General features: G+C 49.0%; 23 protein-coding genes. 7 read left to right on the plus strand and 16 right to left on the minus strand.

Translation table 11 applies throughout. From position 1 onward, the window contains the following. Positions 1 to 9: 9 nt before the first annotated feature. From JUF22_RS07280 to JUF22_RS07295, 4 genes are all read right to left on the minus strand, one after another. Positions 10 to 702 (minus strand): restriction endonuclease subunit S domain-containing protein, encoded by a 693-nt coding sequence (locus JUF22_RS07280; RefSeq protein WP_203645085.1) that lies wholly within the window; start codon positions 700 to 702, stop codon positions 10 to 12. Further along, positions 699 to 2,345, minus strand: a complete 1,647-nt coding sequence (locus JUF22_RS07285; protein WP_203645087.1) for a type I restriction-modification system subunit M — start codon at positions 2,343 to 2,345, stop codon at positions 699 to 701. The genes JUF22_RS07280 and JUF22_RS07285 overlap by 4 nt, the downstream gene beginning before the upstream one ends. Then, the gene (locus tag JUF22_RS07290; RefSeq protein ID WP_203645088.1) at positions 2,342 to 5,458 is read right to left on the minus strand and encodes a type I restriction endonuclease subunit R; all 3,117 of its coding nucleotides are present in this window, start codon (positions 5,456 to 5,458) and stop codon (positions 2,342 to 2,344) included. The genes JUF22_RS07285 and JUF22_RS07290 overlap by 4 nt, the downstream gene beginning before the upstream one ends. Positions 5,459 to 5,543: 85 nt before the next feature. Continuing rightward, positions 5,544 to 6,440, minus strand: coding sequence for a YitT family protein (locus JUF22_RS07295; RefSeq protein ID WP_125762442.1), 897 nt, complete (start codon positions 6,438 to 6,440; stop codon positions 5,544 to 5,546). A gap of 257 nt (positions 6,441 to 6,697) precedes the next feature. Between JUF22_RS07295 and JUF22_RS07300 the strand changes: the two genes are divergently transcribed. Continuing rightward, on the plus strand, positions 6,698 to 8,113 hold the full coding sequence (locus JUF22_RS07300) for a C69 family dipeptidase (protein ID WP_203645090.1): 1,416 nt from the start codon (positions 6,698 to 6,700) through the stop codon (positions 8,111 to 8,113). A gap of 45 nt (positions 8,114 to 8,158) precedes the next feature. Continuing rightward, complete coding sequence (gene yjeM, locus JUF22_RS07305; RefSeq protein WP_203645091.1) at positions 8,159 to 9,670, plus strand: glutamate/gamma-aminobutyrate family transporter YjeM; 1,512 nt, start codon at positions 8,159 to 8,161, stop codon at positions 9,668 to 9,670. A gap of 428 nt (positions 9,671 to 10,098) precedes the next feature. On the opposite strand, the gene JUF22_RS07310 is transcribed toward yjeM, so the two are convergent. After that, positions 10,099 to 12,102 carry a KUP/HAK/KT family potassium transporter gene (locus tag JUF22_RS07310; RefSeq protein WP_203645092.1) on the minus strand — a complete coding sequence of 668 codons (2,004 nt, stop codon included), beginning with the start codon at positions 12,100 to 12,102 and terminating at the stop codon, positions 10,099 to 10,101. Positions 12,103 to 12,565: 463 nt separating this feature from the next. On the opposite strand from JUF22_RS07310, the gene JUF22_RS07315 reads away from it, so the two are divergent. Together JUF22_RS07315 and JUF22_RS07320 are read left to right on the plus strand one after the other, a co-directional pair. Next, positions 12,566 to 13,741: an MFS transporter gene (locus JUF22_RS07315; RefSeq protein ID WP_203645093.1), complete on the plus strand. Its 1,176-nt coding sequence runs from the start codon at positions 12,566 to 12,568 to the stop codon at positions 13,739 to 13,741. A gap of 82 nt (positions 13,742 to 13,823) precedes the next feature. Beyond that, positions 13,824 to 14,192: a YrdB family protein gene (locus JUF22_RS07320; protein WP_203645095.1), complete on the plus strand. Its 369-nt coding sequence runs from the start codon at positions 13,824 to 13,826 to the stop codon at positions 14,190 to 14,192. A 121-nt stretch (positions 14,193 to 14,313) separates the two neighbouring features. On the opposite strand, the gene JUF22_RS07325 is transcribed toward JUF22_RS07320, so the two are convergent. Further along, positions 14,314 to 15,534, minus strand: coding sequence for an RNA-guided endonuclease InsQ/TnpB family protein (locus tag JUF22_RS07325; RefSeq protein ID WP_203645097.1), 1,221 nt, complete (start codon positions 15,532 to 15,534; stop codon positions 14,314 to 14,316). 345 nt (positions 15,535 to 15,879) lie between these two features. Here JUF22_RS07325 and JUF22_RS07330 point away from each other — a divergent pair, with 345 nt between their 5' ends. Beyond that, the gene (locus tag JUF22_RS07330) at positions 15,880 to 16,155 is read left to right on the plus strand and encodes a hypothetical protein (RefSeq protein WP_203645099.1); all 276 of its coding nucleotides are present in this window, start codon (positions 15,880 to 15,882) and stop codon (positions 16,153 to 16,155) included. A gap of 166 nt (positions 16,156 to 16,321) precedes the next feature. Next, positions 16,322 to 16,861, plus strand: coding sequence for a hypothetical protein (locus tag JUF22_RS07335; RefSeq protein ID WP_203645101.1), 540 nt, complete (start codon positions 16,322 to 16,324; stop codon positions 16,859 to 16,861). A 60-nt stretch (positions 16,862 to 16,921) separates the two neighbouring features. On the opposite strand, the gene JUF22_RS07340 is transcribed toward JUF22_RS07335, so the two are convergent. Continuing rightward, positions 16,922 to 17,404 (minus strand): hypothetical protein, encoded by a 483-nt coding sequence (locus JUF22_RS07340; RefSeq protein WP_203645103.1) that lies wholly within the window; start codon positions 17,402 to 17,404, stop codon positions 16,922 to 16,924. 104 nt (positions 17,405 to 17,508) lie between these two features. Further along, a complete protein-coding gene (locus tag JUF22_RS07345; protein ID WP_203645113.1) occupies positions 17,509 to 18,111 on the minus strand; it encodes a DJ-1/PfpI family protein in 603 nt (200 codons plus the stop codon). A gap of 492 nt (positions 18,112 to 18,603) precedes the next feature. Here JUF22_RS07345 and JUF22_RS07350 point away from each other — a divergent pair, with 492 nt between their 5' ends. After that, positions 18,604 to 19,686, plus strand: a complete 1,083-nt coding sequence (locus tag JUF22_RS07350) for an acyltransferase family protein (protein WP_203645115.1) — start codon at positions 18,604 to 18,606, stop codon at positions 19,684 to 19,686. Between the two features lie 630 nt (positions 19,687 to 20,316). On the opposite strand, the gene JUF22_RS07355 is transcribed toward JUF22_RS07350, so the two are convergent. The 8 genes from JUF22_RS07355 to JUF22_RS07390 form a co-directional block, all read right to left on the minus strand. Continuing rightward, positions 20,317 to 20,571 carry an AbrB family transcriptional regulator gene (locus JUF22_RS07355; RefSeq protein ID WP_203645117.1) on the minus strand — a complete coding sequence of 85 codons (255 nt, stop codon included), beginning with the start codon at positions 20,569 to 20,571 and terminating at the stop codon, positions 20,317 to 20,319. 175 nt (positions 20,572 to 20,746) lie between these two features. Continuing rightward, complete coding sequence (rplS, locus tag JUF22_RS07360) at positions 20,747 to 21,103, minus strand: 50S ribosomal protein L19 (protein WP_048736156.1); 357 nt, start codon at positions 21,101 to 21,103, stop codon at positions 20,747 to 20,749. A 128-nt stretch (positions 21,104 to 21,231) separates the two neighbouring features. Continuing rightward, positions 21,232 to 21,996 (minus strand): tRNA (guanosine(37)-N1)-methyltransferase TrmD, encoded by a 765-nt coding sequence (trmD, locus tag JUF22_RS07365; RefSeq protein WP_203645124.1) that lies wholly within the window; start codon positions 21,994 to 21,996, stop codon positions 21,232 to 21,234. Then, on the minus strand, positions 21,996 to 22,514 hold the full coding sequence (gene rimM, locus JUF22_RS07370) for a ribosome maturation factor RimM (RefSeq protein ID WP_203645126.1): 519 nt from the start codon (positions 22,512 to 22,514) through the stop codon (positions 21,996 to 21,998). Before rimM ends, trmD begins: the two co-directional genes overlap by 1 nt. Positions 22,515 to 22,602: 88 nt before the next feature. Then, the gene (locus JUF22_RS07375) at positions 22,603 to 22,863 is read right to left on the minus strand and encodes a KH domain-containing protein (RefSeq protein WP_203645128.1); all 261 of its coding nucleotides are present in this window, start codon (positions 22,861 to 22,863) and stop codon (positions 22,603 to 22,605) included. Between the two features lie 9 nt (positions 22,864 to 22,872). Beyond that, positions 22,873 to 23,148, minus strand: a complete 276-nt coding sequence (gene rpsP, locus JUF22_RS07380) for a 30S ribosomal protein S16 (RefSeq protein ID WP_020088982.1) — start codon at positions 23,146 to 23,148, stop codon at positions 22,873 to 22,875. An 87-nt stretch (positions 23,149 to 23,235) separates the two neighbouring features. Further along, a complete protein-coding gene (locus JUF22_RS07385; protein WP_203645130.1) occupies positions 23,236 to 23,526 on the minus strand; it encodes a hypothetical protein in 291 nt (96 codons plus the stop codon). Further along, on the minus strand, positions 23,523 to 24,836 hold the full coding sequence (locus JUF22_RS07390) for a vWA domain-containing protein (protein ID WP_203645132.1): 1,314 nt from the start codon (positions 24,834 to 24,836) through the stop codon (positions 23,523 to 23,525). The genes JUF22_RS07385 and JUF22_RS07390 overlap by 4 nt, the downstream gene beginning before the upstream one ends.

Raw genomic sequence — 24,836 nt, forward strand, 5'->3', positions numbered from 1 at the left:
CTTCCTCAATCAATTTATGTATCCTAGCTTACGCTGCTCCCAAGGGTCAGAAAAGCCTTTGAATCTCCATTTGACGGAAAAAATTTTTTCCACCACAAGATTCTTTACCGCCTTTAATTCATTAACCCTTCTCTCACTTGCAACGATAAGATTGTCTAGCTTAAATAAAGTATCACCTATTCTTTTCTGCTCATCTTTGTTACTTGGGAGCTCAAATGATGTACTCATAAAATCCACTGGAGAAATATTAAGCAATCCATGATTTCTTGCTCCCTCTGCGGCTACTTTAGAAATCTCTCGATGCCAGCTTGACGTTTCGTAATATTGAGCTAAGAACTGCGGATCTGCCAAAATACTTTTAAAGGTAATATACAGTGTTGACACTGCCCCAGACTCATAGTTTTCAAGTCTCTTGACGGTACCAAATGGATAGCCTTTTGAATAACTTTTATTGTACGCAAATTCTCCACGAAGCAATAGAATGTAATTCGTCAGATTTTTACTGGCCACGATTTTATTAAAGTAGTCTCTTTGATCGACAAGCCCTAGACCAGCTGAAATTGTAAGTGGCCGTGAAGTTTGTAGCTTGGAGTTCTTTCGGGTAACTCTATCTGCAACCTCGTTTAATCTTCGTTGCTCCCAAACGCCCTCAAAACCACGAAATCGTACCCGTGGCACTAATCTCTTCTTATCATCTATCATTTTAAAATCCTCTTAATAGCCTCAAGCTGCTGCTGAGCGACAGCGTCTTGACCAACCAAATCATCCAGCATATTTCCTAAATCAGACTGTAGGGTCTTAATTTCATCATTTGTGCTCTGGATATCTGTGACCAACTTTTCCACATCAACGGGTGGTTCTTCCTCAAAAGTATCCACATAACGTGGGATATTTAGGTTAAACTCATTCTCCTTGATTTCTGACAATTCAGCTCTATGAGCGTACTTGTCTACATCTTCACGGGTATTGTAGATCTCGATAATCTTATCAATATCCTCATCCCGCAAAATGTTTTGATTCTTTCCCTTTTCAAACTGCTGGGAAGCATCGATAAAGAAGATATCCTTCGTTGTCTTATGCTTTGAGAAGACCAGAATCGTTGTTGGAATTGAAGTGGAATAAAACAACTTGGCTGGCATCCCAATAACTGCATCAAGATAGTTTTTTTCAATCAATGCCTGCCGAATCGTTCCCTCAGCCGCACCACGGAACAGCACCCCATGGGGTAAAACGATTGCCATTTTTCCTTCTTCAGAAAGGTGGTAAAGCCCATGCAGTAAGAAGGCAAAGTCCGCTTTAGAAGCTGGAGCTAACTTGCCATAGTCTTTGAATCGTGGATCTTTTAACTTATTAGCATTATTGTCCCACTTACTTGAGTACGGTGGGTTAGCGACAACGGCATCAAAACTACGGGGATGATCCACACCGTCAGAATCAACGCCGTCGGGCCAATCCATTTCCAGCGTATCAGCGTTTCTTAAATCCATGTTTTGATATTCAACACCATGCATCATCAAGTTCATTCGTGCTAAGTTGAAAGTTGTGGTATTCAACTCCTGTCCATGGAAATGCACCCGATCATGATAGCCCTTTTCATTTAAGGCTTCCTGAACCGTTAATAGTAACGAGCCTGAACCCATTGTCGGGTCATAGACTGTGAACTGCGAACCACCCGATTGAAAATCAGTAGTAACTAAACGTGCCAGTACCTTAGATACTTCATGTGGTGTATAGAACTCTCCAGCCTTTTTCCCGGAGTTTCCGGCAAACTTAGCGATTAGATATTCGTAGACATCCCCTAAAATATCATGACCGGCTTTATCATTATATTCAAACTCATCAACTAATTTCACAATACGACTCAACGCCTGACCTCGTGAAACGGTATTATTTCCCAGCCGTGAATTGCCTAGGTTAACATCATTAAAAATCCCACGGAAGTCCTTTTGCGAATTCGAATTGATTTGCGCATTGGTATTGAACTCATCAAACATATCTTGGAAATCTGATGGCTTGATATGACCGTTCTTAACTTTATCCGTAATTGTCCGCCAGGTAAATTGCGGGGCGATTGCATAGCCCAATTCACTGGCTGCGTCTTGCAAGTAATCAGATACTTCATCTTCAGGAACGGCTAAGTACGCGTCATTTAATGTTTGGTTAGGTTGCAGGTCAAATAGCCCGGTCCGTTGCCAATGCATTTCCTGATGTTCTGACAAATACCGATAAAACATGAACCCTAAAATATAGTTCCGGAATTCACTGGCATCCATGTTCCCTCGTAAATCGTTGGCCATGGCCCATAACTGTGATGTAATGTCTTGTGCTTCTTCTCTCTTACTCATAATGGCTCCTTAAATTCTTGATTGATTTGGTCTGCAAATTTCGTCAGCTCAGACCGCAACTGATTCCGGTACTTAATCTTTGACAACTCACGAATATCATCGTCCTGGGCATCCGTTTGATAATACTTCTGACCACCACTAATAATCTTCGTGACTTCATTATTTTCGTTTAAATCATCGTTACCAACCACGTGACGGTCCAACACCATATTAATCAGTTCACGCACACCAACAGCATCCAGCAGCCCCCATTTAGTTCGAAAGGCTAGAATTGCCGTGCGTCGACCGCGCCGGTTATGTTCATCCAAAATGCCCTTAACATCGTCAGACTTAACTGGATATTGGTGAACAATATCGCCCTCAAATTTCTGATTATGGACATCATCAGCCATCCGCTTTATTTGTCGGCTGTACTGCCGATCTTCCAACTGATCTGCTAAGTCATTGATTCGATGGTAACTCTTATCCGCAGCTTCTTGATCACCCGAATTACTTTGGTTCAAGAAATTAGCAATAAGCTCTTCCAAGTAATCATAATCAACTTCAACTTCATTGACGTGTTCCATCTCTAAGTTGAAGTCTCCATAATCAATTGAATTCGGATTGTCTCCTGTAGTCGACGGTTCAAGGCGGTCCTTAACCCCAATAGCAATCGTAGAAGTTAACCGAATTTCTTCTTCCTCCGACAAACCAACCTTATTCAATAGATCATCGGGATGGTCATAATCATACTGATCATCCTGCTTTAACAAAGCCATATTATGGTTGTACTGCTGTAATAAATTGAACGCCTGCTGCACACTCGCCTTACCAACCGGAATCTGTGTGAATCCGCTAGTTAGTTCATCTAAGTGTGTTAGCAAATTCTTAGTATCCTTAACTGTCTGTTTGAAGTCAGGAGCGACGACCCCAGTTCCGCCCAAATCTGGTTGGATACTAGCCGAATTACGATCCGCATACGTTTGAAGCGCGTCATTCATTAATTTTTCCGTCTGTGCCGGCCAACGATAATTTACAATTCGCCCATACGGTTTCTGTTGCATATCCTGAATCCGATTAGTCCGCGAATAAGCTTGAATGAGATTGGCCCCTTGTAGCGTCCGATCCACGTACAAAGTATTTAAGTATGGTGCATCAAATCCCGTTAATAACTGATTAATGACAATGACTAAATTCAAGTAATCCGACTGGTCATCACTAATCGTTCGATTCAGCCGAGAAACGACATCATCCGTATAGCCACGAACATTATCATCCCCAAAGGCGGTCCCAAATAGCTTATTGTAAGCCATCATTGCTTCATGCAAGCCCTTATTGTTATCCAGCATAGCACCACCGTTCGTCGTATCCTGACTGAACGTTACGGCCACTTTCAAACGCTGTTCTTCGGGCAATTCTGCGTTTCGTCGTTGGAACTCGTCAAAATACTTCATGGCCATCGGCGTCGAACTACCTCCGCCAACATGTGTCGTCAGCATAGCACTATAACGGCCGTTTACAGAACGGTTCCGCCATTTCTTTAAGATATCCTCAACCACCAGTTTAACGTGGTCGTCGTTGTCGTCATACACGCCTGAGCCGACAGTATCATCCATGTCTTCTCGAGAAAGATGGTCAATTTTGAAATGAATTTGTTCCTGCGTCCAGTCTGGATGTTGCTGTTGATAAAACTGCGGCAGGTACTGCTCTTTCAGGACATCTTCGGATAACGTGGTATTGAAGTCTACCTTGAATCCCAAGACATTCCTATCCGCGATAGCTTCCCGAATCGTGTAAGCATGAAGCAAATCACCAAAGATTTCTTGCGTTGTCACGCCCTCGAATCTAGGCGTCCCCGTATAACCAACCCAGGCCCCGTGTGGAAAACCATTTTTAGCCCGTTGTAGCATATCCCCAGCTGTGGACCGATGAGCTTCATCCACAATAAAGACAATATGTTGGTCCGGTTTCTTAAAGTTAGAGCGTTGAACTAACCGGTCTAACTTTTGAATTGATGTCACAATAATGCCGCCGTGTTGCCGTAATTTTCTAGCAAGCATATTCACGTTGGCTGTATCTGAAATAATACCATTTTTATTTTCGTCATTGGTATCCGGATCATATGCCGAATAATTATCCGTCGTTTGTTGCGTCAGAGCAATCCGGTCGACCAAGAAGACCACTTTATCAACGTTAGGCAAGCGCGAAGCCAACCAGGCCGTTTTGAAACTACTGATAGTTTTCCCCGACCCAGTCGTATGCCAAATATAGCCCAGCTTCTGGCTATCGTGGTCAAAACTGGCATTCCTGATGCGTTCAATAACCTTGCGCGTCGCATAAACCTGGTATGGCCGCATAACTTTTAGCATTTGATGGTGCTTGGTCCCATCTAAAATCATGTAACTTGTTGCCATTTGATGGGCCATTGGAATCGACATCATTCTGTTTAGAAAATCACGCCAAGCCATGACCGGTTGATTGTTATCTTCACGTTGCCAATGAAAAGCAAAATCTAGATTGAATTTATCTTCAGTGGTGTTCGCCATATAGCGCGTATCGTCTGGCGTCATTCCTACCAAGATTTGAACCGTCGAATAGATATCCGAAAACTGGTTCTCATGAATATACTGATGCATTTGATTCAAGGCTTCTTTAACGTTTCTTGCGGCCGTCTTTTCCTCAATCTGAATAATAGGTAATCCATTAATCAGCAAAGTCGTATCAAACCGCCGGCTCCGACAGTTAGCCAATTTGGCCGGTCGCTCAATCTGATTCACAACTTGGTAGACCGTTCCTCCAGCACCGACGAAGGCTTGATCAAACACAGTCAAAAAGACGTGTTCCCCTGTGTCGGTATCAATTTCAACCTGGGACACGCCATTTAGACCATATAAAAATTTTCCGGCCAAGTACGGCGTTTTCAAGTCATCGATTTGATTCTTGACTTGTGCAAACTCCGTAGCACTCAGCGGTTGCTTTAATTTATCTTGATTATTACGTTCTAAAATTGTCTTGAAGTTTTGCCACAATTGGTCGGTCGTCTTAATCTCTGGCAAATATTGCCACTGCTTGGAACCACCAATCTGTGTCAGATGATCAATTAATCTGTCTTCAAACTCAAGTTCAGCTTCCATGTATTTTCACCCTAATTTTCCGATAGCTTCTAAGTATTTACACCTACTATACCATGTAATAGCTTAGGGAGCACTAGGGTTCTAGCTACTTTTTGACGCTTTCTTGCTTCAACTTCAACTGCTCCGTTTCGTTGTAGAAGTTCCCTTCAATATCCACGGTGTTGACCAGGTTCACGAAGGCGTTGGCGTCGACGTCCTTGACCGCGTGCTCCAGGGCGTACAGTTCATACCGGGAGATGACGGTCATTAGGACCGCACTATCCTTGCGGCTGTACGCGCCAAACGCTGGCATTACCGTGATGCCGCGAATCAGCGTCTGGTTCAGCTCGTCGATGACAGCGTCCTGCTTCGTGGTGACGATGAAGGCCGTCAGCTTTTGGTGCCGGGTGTGAATGCTGTCGACAACCCGCGACATTGCATAAATTGAGATGATCGTGTATAAAGCACTTTCCCAGCCAAATAAAAATCCGGCCAAGATCACGATGCTAAAGTTAATCATCATCATGAGCGTTCCAATCGTCCGGCCGGTGGTCTTCTCCAGTACCACGGCGACGATGTCCATGCCCCCGGTCGAGAACCCATTTTTTAAGGGGTAAGCCACACCGATTCCAGTCAGAATTCCGCCAAACAACGCTGCCAACAGGGAATTGTTGGAAATGTTGTTCACGGGGACGACGATGGCCAGCAGCGAGGTCAGGACCGCCACGGCAATCGAATAGATGGTGAAGCTCCGGCCGACCTTGAACCAGCCTAACAGGCCGATGGGGATGTTGAACAGCAGGATGAACCACCCAGTGCTCAGGTGAATGCCACCCATTTCTAATAACGTTGAAATAATCTGGGAAATCCCGTTGATTCCGGCACTAAATATTTTGCCCGGCACCAGGAATTCGTTCAGGGCGATGGCGGTAATCAGGGCGGACCCAATTAAAATCAAGAGATGCTTCCCAAATTCACGTCTGCTTTCTAATGTGTTTCTCATCTTATACTCCTCTCACGCGTTGTGTCGTTTTAATTATTTAACCACAACGACGGGCCGTTGACCAGCAATAGGAGGGGCTTTGCCGGGTCAACTAACCACAAAAGCCCCGGAGCGCTTGCAATCTTTCTGCATAAATATTTATTTTTATGAGAATTATAAACAAAATAATTAAAAACGCCCCGAAATTAATCGAACCTAAAATAAACATGCTAGAATTAGGACTGTAGTCTAATCAAATTTAGAAAGGAGAGCCCCTATTGAATTATTCCGCATGTACCAGTATTTTAATTGGTCCTCGGGCCACGGTAGATGGCTCGGTCATCATTGGGCGTAACGAAGACGCCAAGGCCGCTTGGCCCAAGCATTTCGTCGTTCACCCAGCGAAGACCGCAACCACCCCGCAACAGTTTGTCAGTACCGACAATGGCTTCACCATGCCCTTGCCCCTGACGGCCGCGAAGTATACTGCCACCCCCGAATGGACCGACAAGTATGGTCTGTTTGAAGAAGACGGCATCAACGCTTACGGTGTGGCCATGAGCGCCACGGAGAGTACCTACTCCAACGAACGCGTGCTTGGCGCCGATCCGTTGGTCAAAGACGGTATCGGCGAGGAAGCCATGGTGACCGTGGTGCTGCCCTACGTGAAGACGGCCAGAGAAGGTGTCTTACGCCTCGGCCAATTGGTCGAAACGTACGGTACCAGCGAGTCCAACGGTATTTTGTTTGCCGACCAGCAGGAAGCCTGGTACCTGGAAACGGGTGCGGGTCACTACTGGGTCGCTCAGCGGATCCCGGCTAACGGTTACGCCGTCGTTGCCAATCAAATGGCGATTCAAGCCATTGACTTCCACGATGACGCGAACTTCCTTTACGCCCGGGATCTCCAGAGCTTTGTGGCGACCAACCACTTGAACCCGCACAGTGACCGGTTCATTTGGCGCGACATCTTTGGGACCCAGGATCAGTCGGATCTGTACTACAATACGCCACGGGTCTGGGACGGCCAACGTCGTTTCACCCCGCAAGTGGCGCAAGAACCGCAATCATTTAAGCTTCCCTTTATTCAGTACGCCGACCACCTGCTGGCTGTGGACGAGGCCCAGGCCTACCTGGGCAGTCATTTCGAAGGCACACCGTACGATCCGGTGGGGTCCGGTTCAGCCGCTGAGAAGACCGCGTTCCGGCCAATCAGTTTGGCCAAGACCCAGGAATCACACGTGCTCCAGCTCCGGCCCGACATGGACCCCGCTTTGGCTGGGATTCAGTGGCTGGCCATGGGTGTCGCCGCACAAAGCGTCTACGTGCCCTTCTACGCCGGCATCGACAGTACCCCAGAGGCGTACCACTTAGGCGCCGAAACCTACGACGACCAGTCTGCTTACTGGGTCTACAAGTTAGTGAGCGTCTTGCTGGATGCTCATTACCACGAAGCTTGGCCAACGGTCAGTGCCGTGCAAAAGGACCTGCGGATTGCCTTTAAACAGTCCGTGAAACAAACGGATGCCACCGGTCAACGACTGTCTGGCATCGAGCTCAACCATTACTTAACGCAACAGGCGAACGTGAACGCTGCATTGGGAATTAAGCGCTACCGCGAGCTAGCCGCGACCTTGATCACCAAGGCCACCGACATGGGTCCTTTGAATTATCACCAGGACCTTAATTTATAAGACGGGTGAACCAATCGTCACCACATATAATGGGAGATATTAAAAATGGATAAGCAAAAGAAGATTGGACTTTCTAGTCTGATCTTAATGATCTTCACGGCCATCTACGGCTTTGCCAACACGACGGTCGCCTATGATCAAATGGGTTACGCAAGTATCATTTGGTACATCTTAGCGGCACTCCTCTTCTTCCTGCCAAGTGCGTTGATGCTGGCGGAATACGGGTCTTCGTTTAAGGAAGCCAAAGGTGGGATTTATTCTTGGTTGGCCGGTTCCATCGGTGAAAAATGGGCCTTCATTGGGACCTTCATCTGGTTGTCATCCTGGATCATCTGGATGCTGTCAACCTCGACGAAGGTTTGGATTCCCCTGTCAACACTGATTTCCGGTTCCGACCAAACGCAAACTTGGTCCTTCTTGGGACTGAGCTCGACGCAAACAATCGGTCTGTTGGGTATCGTGTGGATTCTCGCCGTGACTTTCTTCGCCTCACGGGGAATCAACTCCATCGCTAAGATTTCCTCATTGGGGGGGATCTTCGTGATGATCCTGACCGGGGTCTTCTTCATCGCCAGTATCGTGATCGTCATCTTAAACCACGGTCAACTCGCTGAACCAATCAACGGGATTCACAGCTTCGTGGCCTCGCCAAATCCGCAATTCTCTTCACCAATGGCTCTGCTGTCCTTCGTGACGTACGCGGTTTTCGCCTATGCCGGGATGGAATCCATGGGGGGCATCACCGACAGTATGGACAAGCCTGAAAAGACCTTCCCTAAAGGGTTGATTATTTCAACGATTGCCATTACGATCATGTACTCCCTGTCCATCTTCCTCTGGGGGATCAGTGCCAACTGGACCCAAGTGTTGGGCAAGAGTCAAGTCAACCTGGGGAACATTACCTACGTGTTGATGAACAACTTGGGGCTGGTCTTGGGTAAAGCCATGGGTCTCTCCGGTGCCGCTTCATTGACGATGGGTCACGTGTTAGCCCGGTTGACTGGGTTGAGCATGTTCATGGCCTACCTGGGTTCCTTCTTCGTTCTGGTCTACTCACCACTGAAGTCCTTCATCGTGGGGTCTTCACCAAAACTGTGGCCAGCCCGGATGACGAAGTTGAACAAGGCTGGGATGCCCGGTTACGCAATGTGGGTCCAAGCTATCGTCGTTGCCGTCTTCATCTTCTTGGTTGCCTTTGGGGGCAACGCGGCTAACGAGTTCTACTTGATCTTGACGGATATGGGGAACGTGTCAACGTCCTTCCCTTACCTGTTCTTGATTGGGGCCTTCCCATTCTTCAAGCGTCGGACGGACCTGGAACGGCCATTCGTTATCTTCAAGAGTCGCCTGTGGACGAACGTCATTGTGACGGTCGTGCTGGTCATCTTGGTCGGTGGGATTGGGTTTACCTGTCTCCAACCAATCCTGGACCACGATTACATGACCGCCTTCTGGACGATCATCGGGCCTATCTTCTTCGGGGCAGTCGCATGGATCTTCTACTACAACGCGCAAAAGCGTGCTTCTAAGGACGAACGCCCTGCTGACGAAAACTAAATTATTTGTGCTTTTTGAGGAAACCCTTTTGTTTTTGGGGTTTCCTTTTTTGTTGGCTGATTATGTCCTAAATTAAAAAAAACACGCTGATTTTGTTAATCAACGCGTCACCTACCGATGTGGTGCTACTAACTTGTTATAGATGTTAAAATCAGCCCTACGTCCGTGGGGAATACTTGCTGGTGCGCATGGTCAGAGATTTAAAGGCGGGATCACCCCCACATCCGTGGGGAATACACTAAACAAACGCTGCCACACCGGGATTCTATTTTTCCAAAAGTACCGTTTTCCTTTAACTTGCCTCTCTAGCATACCTCAGTCCCACCCCGTTAACAATCGCTAAAACGCCATCCGCCAAATCCGCAATAAATCTGATAATAAAAAAGCCACCCTCGCTCAACGCGAAGATGGCTTCACACACTCTATCACTACTCCACCCGATTCCGCCGCAAAGTCCGGTCGGGCTGATGGCCAATGAACAATGGCACCCGTTCCTCGACCACGTCACTGAAGGCCAGGCCGTACCAGCGCTGGGGCGACAGTGAAATCCGCTGCAGCAGTAAGCGCCCGCCAATCAGCAGGCGGTCGAGCGTTGGCAAGTCCTCCTGTGCGCCCAGATCCTGAAACTGTTGATTCAGCATGACAAATTTGAAATTACCCACGCGACGGCCTGGAATACTGGAATACCGTGGCGTTTGGTCGTCCAGCAACCCTTCCTTTAACAAGTCATTCACAATCTGGCGCAAGTAGACGTTCAATCGCTGCGGCTTCTTGAATCCCAGGTACAGCTGCACGTCCATCACACTACGCGACCCCAGCTGCTCCACCGTGTACGCGCACTCATACGGCGTATCCGTCTCGTTCACCGTCACGAACCAGTAGACCTTGGCGCGCTTCGGTTGCTGGTCCAAAATGGAGTAGACCGTTGCTCGCTTGACCGCGTAATCCGGCCCCACGTGCCCGATGTACACCAAATTGGTGGCAAACGGCGGCACCTGGTCGTCCTGGCTCAACGCATCTAGTTGCGGCACAAAGTCCATCAGCGACACGTTTTCCGCCTCTGCCAAATGGGCATCCCGCCGCAGATTACCCGCGTGCCAGAAAATCATCACGGTCAAAATTGCCAACGTGAGTAGCACCGTCACGTACCCGCCGTGCACAAATTTTGCCAGGCTGGCCACCAGAAACAAACTTTCCAACAGACCAAACGCCACCACGTACACCTGTGCCAGGACGTGGTGGCCCCGCTGCAGCAGAAAGGCGTGCAGCAACAGCGTCGTCATCAGCATGGTCAGCGTAATGGCCAGACCGTACGCCGCCTCCATGTGGCTGGACGTTTGAAAAAACCACACGATGCTCAGCGTCACGGCGCAGAGTAGCCAATTGACCGTACCAACGTACAGTTGACTCTTCACGTTCCCCGGGAATTTAATCCGCAGTCGCGGCAACAATTTCAGCCCAATGGCCTCGTGCACCAACGTGTAGGAGCCCGTGATCAACGCCTGCGACGCGATGATGGCCGCAATCGTGGCAATGACAATCGCAAACCACTGCCAGTGCGCCGGGACCATCGCGTAAAAGGGATTCACCGGATGAGCCGTTGCCAGGGCCGCCCCGTGGCGAATCACCCACGCGCCCTGACCCAGATAGCTCAGCATCAGCATGGCGTACACGAACGGCCAGGTGCCGTAAATATTGCGCTTGCCGACCTGCCCCATGTCCGAGTACAGCGCCTCCGCCCCGGTCGTCGCCAGGAAAACGCTGCCCAGGATGAAGATGCCCTGACGATTGACCGGACTGAAGAGAAAACGCACGGCGTAAACCGGTGATAACGCCCGCAACATCCCCGGCACCGTCAGCAAATTTTGCAGACCCATCACCCCAATAAAGCTAAACCAGATCAACATTAACGGGCCAAACGACCAGCCAATCATCTGCGTGCCGAAGCGCTGAATCAGAAAGAGCCCCAGCAAGATGCCGGTCACCACCAGCAGGACCCAGCCCTGATTGGCGCTGAAATGCACCGGCCCGATAACCTGGCCCTTGAGTCCCTCAATCGCCGAAGTCACTGTCACCGCGGGCGTCAACGTGCCATCCGCTAAAATGGCCGCCCCGCCAATCAGTGCGGGAACAATCAGCCACTTGGCCTGCGTCCGCACCAGTGCGTACAAAGCAAAGATGCCGCCTTCATCGCGGTTGTCCGCCCGCATCGCCAGCAAAATATATTTAATCGTGGTAATCAACATCAGCGTCCAAAAAATCAGGGAGACGCTCCCCAACATGATGGGCGTCGCGGCCGTCATCCCCCGCCGACCCGCCGCATCAATGATCGCGTTCATGACGTAGAGCGGCGAAGTGCCAATGTCCCCGTAGACGATGCCCAGGGTGATCAACATCCCCAGTCCCGATAGCGTGCGCGTCGTGGTTTTCATGGCTCAGACCTCCCTTGAATTCTGATACCAATGATAGCGATTCCGCTGACAAACCCCAAAGATTCAGGGGCAATTACGTTACTCACTAACCGAATTAAGGGGTAAGCTTGCTTTAGGGGAAACTGTTGTCGCTCGGTGATGGCCCAAAATCAGCCCCCTCAGCGTTTCCGCAACCCTAAAAAAGCGCAAAAAAATAGCCCCTCGTTCCTTGCGAACGAGCGGACTATTTTAAAATCTAAGAAACTCCGGCTTGCTAACCAATCTCTCTGAATCACGTTATTAGCATCTCTTAAACTCTAATAGATAACTATACACGTAAATCATCCAATCGTCAAGAATTTTTTTGAGATTTCTACCGTTTCCAGCGAATCATCCCCCACTGAACTTACCAAGTCCCCTGTTCCCACATCATCTACAACGACCATTATAATGAAGCACAATTACATTTGGGGGAGGTAACGCCATGACCCGACTCTTTTACATCCTGTTGGCCGGTGAAACGGTCTCTAGTTTTGGGAATAACCTATTTGATATTGCGATTGCTTGGTACCTATACGATTTGACCAAGAGTTCTTTGTTAGTCGGCATTATTTCTGGCGCATTCAACTTATTAGTTTTGATGAATCTGATTACCGGTTTTGTCGCCGACCGGCACGTGAAAACGCAACTCATGCGCGGTGTCGACGCCTGCCAAATGCTAATCATGGTGGTTGCTGGGACCATCTATGGCCAGCGCACCATCACACTACTACCCTTCATTTTGATTCTTTTTGCCACCCGATTTGTCGGGACCTTCTTTAATCCCGCCGAAGATACCTTAATTCCTCAGCTGGTGGCTCGTGAGTCGTTGGCCAAGGCGAACGGCTTGAACCAGGGATGCACCATGGTTGCCCAGATGATTGGCATGCTGGTCGGTAGCACGCTGATTGCGTGGGCCTCCCTGGTCGATTTCATGTGGCTCAACGCCGCCACGTTTGGTATCTCGTTGCTCTGTGTCTCCATCGTTCACCACCAGCACCATGAAGTCCTCGCCACACCTGCTGCTAGCGACCCGCAGGACCATTGGGATGCCGGTCTCAAATATATCAACCGAACCGCCATGCTCCGGGCCATCTGCACGCTGGCCTTGGTCATCAACCTGGCGCTAGGTCCCATCATGAGTCTCAATGTGATTTGGGTCAGAGAGGACCTTCACAGCACGAGCTTCGTTTACGGCGTCATGCAGGTGGCCCTCATGATCGGCGTGATTCTCGGCAACGTGGCGGCCGCCGCCCTGAAGATCCCGATCAAGCGTAAAATGATTCTTTCCCTCACACTAGTTAGTGTGTCCGTCATGGGAATGGTGGCGCTGCCAACCGTCGCCATGACCTTTATCATGCGTCTGCTCATTGGCCTGGGAGCTGGAACCATCAACGTGGCCGTTTTCACGCTGATTCAGTCGACCACTCCCACCGGTATCCTAGGCCGCGTCAACGGTGCCATGCTAGCGGCATCTAACCTGGCCCTCCCCGCCGGCATGATGCTGGGTGGCCTGATTTCTGCCGTGATCGGTGTGAGCGGCGTGCTTCTCGTGGGTGCCATTGCCACACTACTCGCCCTGCTGGGATTCGCCAGGGTCGCCGTGCCTGAGCTTTCATAACCTTTTCGTCCACACCCCCTTGAAATGTTAAGGCGAGAATGGTAGAAAACAAATCTTGAATTTTTTAAAGGAGTTGAGCTAAATGCATATTCTTTTTCAAATTAATGCGCTGTTAAGATTTTTACTAGAAATGATAACTCTAATAGCATTAGCTTTTGTAGGTTTTACAAAATATACGTTACCACTTAATTTACTTATGGGGATTTTAGTACCAATTGTAATTTATGTGATTTGGTCTATTTGTATGGCTCCTTTATCACCAAACAGAGTGGGCCTACTTTTGAGAGTAACGATTGAGATTATCATTTTTGGCCTCTGTAGTTATATGATAATAACTAAAATATCACTTCGTGTAGGGACTGTATATGGAGTTATAGTTGCTCTGAATGCAATAATGGCACACATTGGAGAGGGAATATATGGCAGTAGTTTGTCAATTGCCCCTGAATAAATTCAGAGGCTTGTCGCTCACGTATCTTGCGATACAGTAGTCCAACATGCCTGTTAAGACACTCCTACTCGTAGTGGCAACATCATCGGGTAATTGACAGCTACCCGTTTAACTGCCAGGTTTACCCAGCAGTCGTTAGCTTCTTAATCTTGGGGTGCTTGACACCATTTAACCAATCTTGTCCAAGCATCTCGATGTTCATGGCCCCCAACCGGTCATCGTTACAACGATACTGGCATTGGGTACACCAATACTCGTGAGTCTCGTGATGCCGGTTAGTTTTCTCAACTAGTCCACACTTAGGACAGCGTTGTGAGGTGAAGGCCGGATTGACTTTCACAACAGCACTTTGAATAGCCTGAGCCTTGTACGTTAAAAAAGATTCCAGCTGGAAAAAGGCCCACGAACGATGACTATTGCGTAGCGATTTAGGTAAGTCGTCGGTATTGAATGTCACATTGGTTAGGTCTTCCAAAACAAAAAGCGTATGCGAACCATATACCGCAACGAGTGTCTTAGCTAACCAATGATTCACATCGGTCATCCAGCGGTTCTCTCGTTGAGCTAGTCGTTTTAACTTTTTCTTGGCAGACTTGGTACCTTTACTTTGTAGCTGTCGACGGATTTCTAGAAAACCTTTCCGTCTGAGTAAAATCTTTTGACCATCAAAGAATAGCGTCTTTCCCTTACTATCAAAGGCAGTTACGAGAAACCGTAAACCACGATCAATTCCCACAACCGTAGGATTATCTTTGGCATCGAAATCACTAACTTCCTTTGTGATACCGATGTGCAGAAACCACTTACCTCGATTGTGGACTAACTTGGCAGTACCGAGCTTCCAGTCCCCAGTAAAGTACTTCTCAAATCCTTTGTCAGTGAATGCTAACTTAGTTCGTTTACCCAGAGTGGTTATCGATATCTGCCGCATTTTATCCACGAAAGAATAATTACTCTGACGAACCAAGTCTGCTTGTGGTCGCCGAAACTGAATGGGTTTCACCAACCAATCCAGATTCCTAGGAACTTGAACCCACTTCTTTTCTTCGTTCTTATAACGGTAAGGATGCTGTTTCATCAGCTCTTGAACGGTCTTGTAGCGAGCCACCACTGTCCGAAAAACGGATTGGACCATCTGACTGTTGAGCGATGATTCTTGTCTTAATTTTTTGTACAGCTGGTGATTGATTTTTAACCAACTTAACTGAAATTCATGGTCAAAGATCCATTGACTAACAATATTAGCTACACGTTGATATTCCTGTCTCATTGCCAGAAATTGTTCTGCTTGATTCGTGTCCGGATAGAGTCTCAGTTTGATTGTTCGCCCTAGTTTAACCAATGGATACCTCCCCTGTAGATTGGATTTAGTATACCATATTCAGCTTCTCGGGGGAACGTATGTTTCAAAAAAGATTATTAAAGTTCCGGCATTCATCCCGCGATTAAAATCGCAGGTTTTCTGCTTGGTTTTTAATAAAATGGAAAATGTTTATCAAAAATACAAGGGTAAAAAATTATGCAAATGAAAGTATTAGGCGCTTGAAATGTTAAACCGTTGTTGTATACTTTTAGCTAGAGACAAGTTCTCATCAGATTTTAACACTAGTCGGTTATCTCAACCCTGGCGTGGGACGTTAGGGTTAGCGGCTGGTGCAACTCTATTCAGGGGAAAGAAGCGGGGAAAATGAGTTATCTTTTACGGCCAAGTCTCAAGGGCCTGTTTCGCATTGGTTTTGTGGATTTTTATGCTTTTCTAATTGTAGCAGTGGCGTTGATAATGAAGGCGCCCCAGCACGTGATGGTTCTGCTTGGCAGTGGGTTAGCCGTCATCTTTGTGCTGTCGAGTGTTTTAACCATCCTGGGCATGATTTTCAATCGACTCTACCAGGAACCGGAGACCTATTCCATCCTAGTTTTACAAGTTGCTTTTAGCATTCTTTTCATCGTCTTATTAACTTAGTCATTGAAGGTACGCTGACTCGAATCTGTCAACGTGCCTTTTTAATTCGACCAACTAGTTAGCTGTAGTTGCCCGTTAATAACCTGACGCACGCAATTGCTAAAGTAGCCACCGAGGGATACACTCTAGAAGAACCACCAACCAACTAAAAGGAGAATTAGTATCTATGCATAAGCTAACGAAGCAAGCCCTATTGACCGCGACACTGGTGACCCTGACCCTCGGTGGATTAACCGTAACTGGCACGACCTCGGCATCCGCTGCCTACGCACCGCGCTACACCGTTCCTACGGCATTGCAGGGTAATTGGTATGCCTACAATGCCAAGGCTAAAAAGTATCAACACATCAAACTAACCGCGAAGACGTACCAGTTCTCCGTGGATCACAGCAAGAAAAGTGCCAATTGGAACTTTCCCTATTTGAAAAAGGGCTTCACCCAGTCACCCACCTTTAAGATCAAGGCCACGGGCGGTAAGGCCTTTACCATGATGAGCGGCAACCACGGCTGGACATCGTTCCTGGCCCACAACGACACGGTCAGTCCCGACTACAAGGTCACCTCGTTGAAATTCAACGGCAAGAAGCAAAAAGTTCTTCTGGCCTACATCCCAACGGCCGGCAACCAGGAATCCGCCTTGGTTTACAGCCATCACAAAACGCACACGCAAAAGGTTGTCCACGTAAAATCTAGCAACCTGTATTAACCGCATTAAAAAAGCCGGACGCCAGGGTTTAACCACCCCATCGCGTCCGGTTTTGTCTACTCAATTACCCTGTGCCCTCACCCAACGGACCGCCCAAACCAGGAGCGACCACGCCACCAGCACGGGCCCAAGCAGGATCAATAGAAACGTCGCCCACAAGTGTTCGGCAAAGACGAGAATCGGGTTCAGAATTTCATCTGTACTCTGCGTCTCACCCACGGTGTACTCCCAGGGATTTGCCGACACACCGTTCGTGGTCCACTGGCGATTCACGTGGCTGTTGCTCATGTCTTGGTGGTGCAACGTCAACGCGCGGTGTTTGTACGATTCAAAGTGCTCACCATTCTTACTGTACATCTCCCGATATTTTCTGCGCAGCCACGGGTAACCGAGGAGCCAACTCAGACTTACCCAGGCGGTAAATCCCGTGATAGGCAGCTCCCAGCCGGTTCGGGTATGCTCGAGGGCCCCGGCTAATAAGATGCCCAGGATAAACACCCCCTCGAGTAGGGTCCACAAGTACCACCCGATTTGTTTTTTCATGATGACTGCCCCCTCGTAACTTGATACCACGGACTGATAACCAGTCGTTAGCTATTAGTCCGCGTTAGGCCACCTGTTTTACAAAGGGCCGCGTTCTAGCTGACTTACCCGCCAAAATGGTAAGTCAACTCCTCAGCCGTATAGGGCCGATCCGTTCGCTCTGGTTCCAAGAAACGGTCGCCCACCTGAATCCCACAGGCCCGGGCCGCCGCCATCGCAAACTCGCGGAAGAATTGGAAGCTCGACGTGATAATGCCGTTATCAACTACCACTGGCTGACGCACCAGGTTTTGTTTTGGAATAAACGGATTCTTGGCGTACGTTTCCTCAAAGATGCCCCCGGTAAACTTGGTATCTGCTAGGAGTCCTGCCTTGGCTAATAGAATTGGCGAGCTCGACATCGCCGCAATGATGGGTCGCTTTGTGGCTGTCCGCAGTTGCGCCAGAAAGGCCGCGTTACGGGGATCCGCCAGCGGTTCGTGGTAGTCGTCGATACCGGGGAGAACCAGGAGGTCGGCTGACAAGAGATCCACCTGTGAAAAGTCCTTTTGCGCTAAGATGGCCAATCCATCTTCCCCTTGATAGGCACGCTGCTCGGCCCCGACCGTCGTCACTTGCCAATCATCTTCAAAAGCCAAGATTTCAGTTAACGCCGCAATTTCAAAGTTACAAAGCCCTGGGTAGAGCATGACGAGACACTGTTTCATGGTGAATCCCTCCCTTTTGCTTATCATTATATCATGGATTTATCACCAAATTCTAATTCAATTGGATGATACGGCCAATTTGTTTAGGCAATGGGCCAACACCTACAAATCAGGTCACCCGTTTTGACTTAAGTATTCAGATTTCATCCCCTTAGGGACACTGACATTTATCGCCCCAAAGGTTACCTTGAGTTAAGCGCCTGGTCGCACCAGTTTTCCTGCGTGATTGTAATCACGCTCGTTTCTAACTATAATGGTACTTATCCCAAATTAAGAACAGCATACGTTATTTAAGACTCAAACCGACCAAGTTGGCCAGTCATATCGCCAATTGTTTAAGTTTTAGCCTTAACATTTTAAGAACTTTGTTTACATAAATACCGGTAATAGCGTGACCCTTGCTAAGCCAACCGCCACACAGCGACCACCCGTCATTCTGGCAAAAGGGCACGTTAGTCTTTCAAACGTTTACGAGGAGAGGTTTTCAGTCAAATGGATTTAATTTTGTTAATCATCATTATCAGTTTCGCAGCATCACTGCGGTATCGTCCAAGCGGCCCGGACGTGGACGACTTGAACCGTCAAACAACCACGACCATTAACGGATTGTTCCTATTGTTAGTGGTTTTTAGTCACTTCATGACGTACATCCCCATGCCGCACGACCTGGCTAAGCTCACCCAGATTTGGATGCTGGTCAAGGGCCAACTTATTGTGACGACTTTTCTCTTCTTTTCCGGTTACGGCATCTATGTCCAATTTGAAAAACGGGGTCGTAACTATTTAAAAACTTTCCCCAAGCATCGGCTGTTGTTCCTGTGGCTAAAATTTGCGGTTGCCGTCACGATCTACCTGGTCATTAGCTTGTTGACCCAGCACGTGGTGACCCTGCCGCACGTCCTGCTAAGCTACCTGGGACTGGCCACGATTGGGAACAGCGCGTGGTATATCTTCATTATTTTATTTCTCTACCTGTTGACCTACCTGGCATGGGAACTCTTTCCAACCAACAATCGCCGGGCCATCGCGTTTATCATCATCGGCAGCGGTGTCTACATGTTCGTTGCCGGTTGGCTCCTGCCAGAATATTATGCCAGCACCGTCTTCTGCTACGTCGCGGGGATGCTCTACGCCCACTACAAGGCGGTGATTGAACAGGTGGTTTGTCGAAATTGGTTCCGCTATCTGGCCGTGGGCGTCAGCGCATTCATCGTATTTGCCGCCAGTTATCTGGTCTGCGCCAAAACATCTGGTCCGATTCGCCTCGTTAGCTATCAAATTGCGGGGATCATGTTCGCCTTTTGCTTTGTCTGGTTGGCCATGCGCTTTAAGATCCATAACCCGGTTCTCGCCTACATTGGGGGGCCCGGCATGTTCGCCATTTATATCCTACAGCGCATTCCCATGATGCTCTTGAAGCAAACGGGACTGGCCAATCAACCCGTACTTTATTTCATCGCGGTCTTGGCGGCCACCCTGCTGCTAGGCTGGCTGTTCGATAAGGCTTACGCTGCCGTCTGGTCACGGACAATTGGTCGCCGTAAAATTAGCACGCCGCAACAAGTTCAATCTTAATTTTTTTGGATTTTAAAAATGGCATGGTTCCGATAGTCTTTCGGAGTCATGCCATTTTGTATTTCTTCGTGGGGATTAAAACGCCTAAACTCCGCATGGACAAATCTCATTCAGCTAGTCATGACCTTTTTTTAACAAGGTCATCAGAAGCAACGTGCACGTGACCAGCGGGCCGAACAGGATTAGTAAGAAGCTTACCAATAGATGTTCACCAAATATGTAGATAAAACGAAAAATTTCGCCAACACTTCGCGTGCTTCCTATTGCGTATTGCCATGGATACGAGGTAACACCATTTGATGCCATTCTTCTATCTTTGTCAGACTTCAGAAACAAGTATCCTAATTTACCTCTTAACCAGGGGTAGCATAATAACCAGCTAAGAAATACCCAGGCTGTATAGGGGGTTATCGAAATCCGCCAACCATTTTGCGTATGCCAATTAAGCAGAATCATCATTGGAACTGCCCCATAGATCAAGGATAACAAATATCTCAGCACTCTTTTCCGCATCTCAATCTCTCCTCTATCACACCACTTGCTGGGGCCTTCAACCAAATATCTCAGCTTTACGGATACTGAATGCCCAAATTAAAATCAATTTATTTAGCCTTCCTTAGGCTAGAAAAATCATAGGTCTTCTAGCCTTTTCATCAGGCCCTCATGTTCATCAAATAACCCGTTAGCCGCTTCCAAAACAGTCATTCTAACTTGTTCGACCTTTCTAAAAGTGACTTTCTTGCCATCCGGGGAGATGATTTTTTCAAAAACAGTCTCACCATCTACGCCAAAAAACTCGCAATCGCTTTTAGAAAGTTGAAAAGCATACGAATTTCCATTCCTAAATAACTTTACTGGTCCATTCAGCATCTCTGGATCAATCATCAAAATGACCTTCTTCTCGCTTATGTGTGTCCATTATATCGTCTCATCCACACATAAAGCTACATACTAATTCCGTCCCCACTTCGCCAACCCCAATACAGCACTCGGTTATACGAATCAAGGAGACAAAATAAAAAAGCCAACCACCGAAGTGATTGACTTTCTCTGAATGTCACTAGTTGCGACGGCGTTCTGGGATCCGCGCTGCCTTACCGTTAAGTTCACGGAGGTAGTAGAGCTTAGCACGACGTACACGACCTTGACGAATAACGTCAATCTTAGCAACACGTGGGGAGTGTAATGGGAAGATCCGTTCCACACCGACACCGTTACTGATCTTACGTACCGTGTAAGTTGCTTGGATGCCAGCACCCTTACGCTTGATTACGACACCTTCGAACAATTGGATACGTTCGCGGGTACCTTCGACGATCCGGGCGTGAACCCGAACAGTGTCTCCGGCACGGAAGTCTGGAACATCGTCCCGTAATTGTTCTTGGTTGATCTTAGCAATTAAATTGTTTTGGCGCATAATGTATTCTATCCTTTCGCCAACATTCATCCTCAGTTTCGACAGCGGAATGTTGTTTCTGTGGCTAAACAGCCAAAAGTAAGTGTATCATATCTAGAAATGCCTGTAAAGGTTATTTTCTTGACTCCTTACTTTTTACCCTGCTGTTCTTCCTCTTCGATCCGCACGTCCGCTAATAACCGCTTCTGTTCTGCGGTCAGCTTCCGGTGATCAATCAGGTCTGGGCGTCGTTGGTAGGTCCGCCGTAAGGCTTCTTTTTGTTGCCACTCGGCAATCTTACCGTGGTCGCCACTGGTCAGGACATCTGGCACCTTCATCCCCCGGAAATCGGCTGGCCGCGTGTATTGCGGGTATTCCAGCAAACCGGATGAGAAGGAATCCCCAGGGGCCGACTCCGAATTGCCCAGCACGCCGGGCAATAGGCGCACCGTGGCGTCGATCATGACCATTGAGGCCAATTCTCCACCGGTCAGGACAAAGTCTCCCAGGGAGACCTCATCCGTCACCAGCGTACGAATCCGCTCGTCATAGCCCTCATAATGGCCGCACAAGAAGGTTAAATGCTCCTCGTGGGCAAACTCCTCGGCCACGTGCTGAGTAAACGTCACGCCGGCTGGATCCAGCAGAATCACGCGTCCCTTAGGTAACCCCTCGGCTGCGGCTTGTTCCTGCGTGGCTTTTAATGCGTCAAAGATGGGTTGGGCCTGCAGCAGCATCCCCGCACCCCCACCAAAGGGGTAGTCGTCGACGTTGCCGTGTTTGTTGGTCGAGTAATCACGAAAATTGGTGACGGGCATGGTCAGATGCCCATTTTGAATGGCCTTGCCCACGATGGAATCGTGCATGGGGCCGGAAAACATATCGGGAAATAAACTTAACACATCGATGCGCATTACTCGAGTCCCTCCATCAATTCTACCGTGACCTGACCGGCATCCAAGTCAACCTTTTTAACCACATCGTCAATCTTTGGCAGCAACAGGTCGTCCTTGCCTGGCCGGTCCACGACCCATACGTCGTTGGCGCCCGGTGACAAGATTTCCTTGATTTCGCCCAGTTCTTCTCCGTCTTCGGTGACGACCTTCAGACCCACGATTTGGTGATAGTAGTACTCACCCGGTTGGAGGTCGCCGGTTTCTAATTCATTATCCGTGACCTTGAGCGTGCTCTGCTTGTAAATTTCCACGTCGTTGATCGACGGCTTGCCTTCAAATCCCAGCAAGTAAAAATTCTTGTGCTTACGCATGGTCGCCACGGTCAGTGTGACGGGCTTGCTTTGGCCCTGCTGAAACGCATAGAGCGTTGATCCGACCGCAAAGCGACTCTCTGGGAAGTCCGTGGTCGCAATGACACGGACCTCACCCTTGATGCCGTGCGTGTTCACGATGGTCCCTACCGTATAATAAGCCAAATTTTTTGCCTCCCTAATTTTGAGTAATTTATTTTAGATGTTAATTTCAAATTTTTTATAACAAAAAACTCGAGGAAACGTTGCCGCCTCACTCGAGTTTCTGTGCGGGACGGTCATCAATGATGAGCCGTACTCGCTTATTGCCTTGAACGCGAACGCTGTAGACAATCGTTCGGATTGCCTGCGCCACGCGGCCTTGTTTACCGATCACCCGTCCGACATCATCGGGGTGAACGGCTAACCGATATTCGTAAAAGCGCTCCGTTTCGACCGGTGTCACCACCAAGTCCTCGGGATGCTCCACGAGTGGGCTAACAATTGCTAGAATTAATGCCTTAAAATCGGTCATTGCTAATCACTACTTTTTAGTGTACTTAGCTTCATGATATTGCTTCATGATACCAGCGTTGGAGAGTAAAGTCTTAACCGTATCTGAAGGTTGAGCACCATTGTTCAACCAGTTCATGATAGATTCTTCCTTCAACGTGATTGAAGCAGGTTGGGTAACTGGATTGTACGTTCCAACTTGTTCGATGAAACGACCGTCACGAGGACTCCGTGAGTCGGCAACCACAATCCGGTAGAATGGGCGCTTCTTAGAACCCATTCGCTTTAAACGAATCTTAACTGACATGTAGACACCTCCTGTATTTCTTTCAACGTGTAATAATATACCAGTTTCTGGATATGATGTAAAGGGTTTTTTCTTTACACCTTGAAATTAATCGAAATTCCTTTGCAACCAAGCCAGATCATCCCCGGTCAACGACGAACGATTTGTCGTAATCCAGGCCTGAACGGCGGCATAATCGTCAAAATCGAGTTTAGTCGGCACCACACCGGCCGCCTGCAGGTCCCGCGCAAATTTTAAATCCGCAATTGTCATGGGTGCGCGGAACAGCGGGTTTTCCTCGGCCCGTGACGCCCACTCGCCGGTCAGGATGGCCCATGCATTGCGGTAGGCCGCATCCTGTTGGATCAAGGAACGTAATTCGCTAGCCGTTAACATCATTCATCCCTCCTCAACGCTTGCCACTGCGGGTCGGTAGTCAGGCTGACCACGGTCCCCGGGGCTTGTTTCACAGAAAATTGACTGACCGGACTCGTCAGGAGCCAAAGCACCGTCACCGGTAACGTGGGCCGTAGCCGTTCCTCCCCATAGCCATCGGTCAAAATGACAACAATCTGGTTCGGTCTGCCGGCAAACAAACGGGGCAGCGCATCAAAGACCGCCTGAAACCGGGTGCCACCCCCACCCGTCCGTTGCAGGCGCTGGGGGCGCTTCTCCAGGGCAAAGCTGTTGGCTGGGTCCACAACCGTATCAAACGGATAAACCGTCACCTGCGCGGGATAAACGGCCAATAACGTGGCCATCTGCCCCAGCAGGTAACTAATTTCACGATTGCCCATGGATCCGGATTCATCGACAAAGACGGCGACCTGCCGCCAGGTCTGCACGATTTCACCCGGTAAATCCATCCTCACCGGCTGGCGGCGGTTGAACCGGCCGTAAGCCGCTTGCCGACCCGTGGGCACCTGCCCCAGTCCCCGTTTCAGCAAGGACTGCCAATCCAACGGATGTTGCGCCGCTGTCGGCGTGAGGGCTGCCTGAATGCTGCCAGACAACGTGCCACGCTGCTTGGTGGACAAATCCGTGCTCACGGCCTGAAAGAGCTGAGAGCGCCATTGTTCGCGGTTTGTCGCAGCCTGATCAGTCGCGCCCCGCCAGCCGGTGTGGCCATCCTGCGTCACAGCCGAGTCCGTACTCGTCGGGCCACCCAGCTGTCGGTCCCGCGTGGTGGCCTGTTGCTGGGTCTGCCACTGCCGGAGCTGACGTAAATAAACCGCCGAATCCTGTCGTGGCAAAACGGGTTCGCTCAACGCTGTCGCGAGTTTGGCACTGGTCACGGCTGACGCCGGAAGATCCGTCAGGTAGTCGTTGACCGCCGCATCCGTGGCCCAACGGACGAGTCCGGCTTGGGTTGACGTTCGAAGCGCCGTGGCGTAGCGCTCGGGATGCCGCCATAATAAATGCAATACCGTGTGCCGCAGCATCGCTAACCATTGCGGGCCCGTCCAAGTCGTCTGCGCCAGCGCATCGGGACCCAAGGCCAACTGCCAGTCGCGTTCCGTGGGTACCAGGCCTAACGGCGCACGCTGATTGGCAACGGTCACCGTCACCCGACTCAACACGTGTCCATAGAACGGGTCGTGCTGCAACAGATACAAGACGGCGTTTCGGTACACTTGCCGAGCCGCAGCCGGTTGATCACTGGGTGTGGCCTGCCGAAGTCGCTGAAGGTCCTGTGTCAGACTCGTCAT

The sequence above is a fragment of the Levilactobacillus lanxiensis genome (genome assembly GCF_016861655.1).
GTDB classification, from domain to species: domain Bacteria; phylum Bacillota; class Bacilli; order Lactobacillales; family Lactobacillaceae; genus Levilactobacillus; species Levilactobacillus lanxiensis.

Bases quoted from the DNA above. Each gene is read 5' to 3' on its own strand.
- JUF22_RS07290 (WP_203645088.1), bottom strand. From the start codon at position 5,458: ATGGAAGCTGAACTTGAGTTTGAAGACAGATTAATTGATCATCTGACA.
- JUF22_RS07375 (WP_203645128.1), bottom strand. From the start codon at position 22,863: ATGACCGATTTTAAGGCATTAATTCTAGCAATTGTTAGCCCACTCGTG.
- rplS (WP_048736156.1), bottom strand. From the start codon at position 21,103: ATGCGCCAAAACAATTTAATTGCTAAGATCAACCAAGAACAATTACGG.
- yjeM (WP_203645091.1), top strand. From the start codon at position 8,159: ATGGATAAGCAAAAGAAGATTGGACTTTCTAGTCTGATCTTAATGATC.
- JUF22_RS07345 (WP_203645113.1), bottom strand. From the start codon at position 18,111: ATGAAACAGTGTCTCGTCATGCTCTACCCAGGGCTTTGTAACTTTGAA.
- JUF22_RS07355 (WP_203645117.1), bottom strand. From the start codon at position 20,571: ATGATTGATCCAGAGATGCTGAATGGACCAGTAAAGTTATTTAGGAAT.
- JUF22_RS07315 (WP_203645093.1), top strand. From the start codon at position 12,566: ATGACCCGACTCTTTTACATCCTGTTGGCCGGTGAAACGGTCTCTAGT.
- JUF22_RS07385 (WP_203645130.1), bottom strand. From the start codon at position 23,526: ATGATGTTAACGGCTAGCGAATTACGTTCCTTGATCCAACAGGATGCG.
- JUF22_RS07330 (WP_203645099.1), top strand. From the start codon at position 15,880: ATGAGTTATCTTTTACGGCCAAGTCTCAAGGGCCTGTTTCGCATTGGT.
- JUF22_RS07340 (WP_203645103.1), bottom strand. From the start codon at position 17,404: ATGAAAAAACAAATCGGGTGGTACTTGTGGACCCTACTCGAGGGGGTG.
- JUF22_RS07390 (WP_203645132.1), bottom strand. From the start codon at position 24,836: ATGACGAGTCTGACACAGGACCTTCAGCGACTTCGGCAGGCCACACCC.
- trmD (WP_203645124.1), bottom strand. From the start codon at position 21,996: ATGCGCATCGATGTGTTAAGTTTATTTCCCGATATGTTTTCCGGCCCC.
- JUF22_RS07350 (WP_203645115.1), top strand. From the start codon at position 18,604: ATGGATTTAATTTTGTTAATCATCATTATCAGTTTCGCAGCATCACTG.
- JUF22_RS07335 (WP_203645101.1), top strand. From the start codon at position 16,322: ATGCATAAGCTAACGAAGCAAGCCCTATTGACCGCGACACTGGTGACC.
- JUF22_RS07280 (WP_203645085.1), bottom strand. From the start codon at position 702: ATGATAGATGATAAGAAGAGATTAGTGCCACGGGTACGATTTCGTGGT.
- JUF22_RS07295 (WP_125762442.1), bottom strand. From the start codon at position 6,440: ATGAGAAACACATTAGAAAGCAGACGTGAATTTGGGAAGCATCTCTTG.
- JUF22_RS07285 (WP_203645087.1), bottom strand. From the start codon at position 2,345: ATGAGTAAGAGAGAAGAAGCACAAGACATTACATCACAGTTATGGGCC.
- rpsP (WP_020088982.1), bottom strand. From the start codon at position 23,148: ATGTCAGTTAAGATTCGTTTAAAGCGAATGGGTTCTAAGAAGCGCCCA.
- JUF22_RS07320 (WP_203645095.1), top strand. From the start codon at position 13,824: ATGCATATTCTTTTTCAAATTAATGCGCTGTTAAGATTTTTACTAGAA.
- JUF22_RS07310 (WP_203645092.1), bottom strand. From the start codon at position 12,102: ATGAAAACCACGACGCGCACGCTATCGGGACTGGGGATGTTGATCACC.